We start from the raw sequence: 359 nt of genomic DNA, 5'->3' as shown, positions 1-359 counted from the left end.
TGTCATCGGCGGCATCGGAGGCGGTGACAGCTCGGCAGCGCCGGAGAAGGGGGACGACATCACGGTGGGGCTGCTGCTGCCCGACAAGGACACGGCACGTTTCGAGAAGTTCGACTATCCGCTCATCAAGAAGGAAGTCGGCAACCTCACCGACGACAAGGGCAAGGTCGTCTACGCCAACGCCGGGTCGAGCCCGGAGAAGCAGAGCGAGCAGTTCCAGCAGATGATCGACGAGAAGGTCGACGTCGTGCTGGTGGACGCGGTGGACGCCAAGGCCATCGCCCCGCAGGTGCAGAAGTCGAAGGACGCGGGCATCCCCGTCATCGCCTACGACCGCCTCGCCGAGGGCCCCATCGACG

Annotated in this window: 1 protein-coding gene; it reads left to right on the top strand. The window is 65.5% G+C overall.

What is annotated here, in order from left to right; genetic code table 11:
- Nucleotides 1–4: 4 nt before the first annotated feature.
- Nucleotides 5–359, top strand: a 355-nt coding sequence (locus tag ACLZOT_RS50610) for a substrate-binding domain-containing protein (protein ID WP_416976070.1), incomplete at its 3' end; no start/stop codon positions are given.

The sequence above is a fragment of the Streptomyces sp. 4F14 genome (assembly GCF_048159485.1).
Classification (GTDB): domain Bacteria; phylum Actinomycetota; class Actinomycetes; order Streptomycetales; family Streptomycetaceae; genus Streptomyces.
This window is presented reverse-complemented; position numbering and strand designations above follow the sequence as displayed.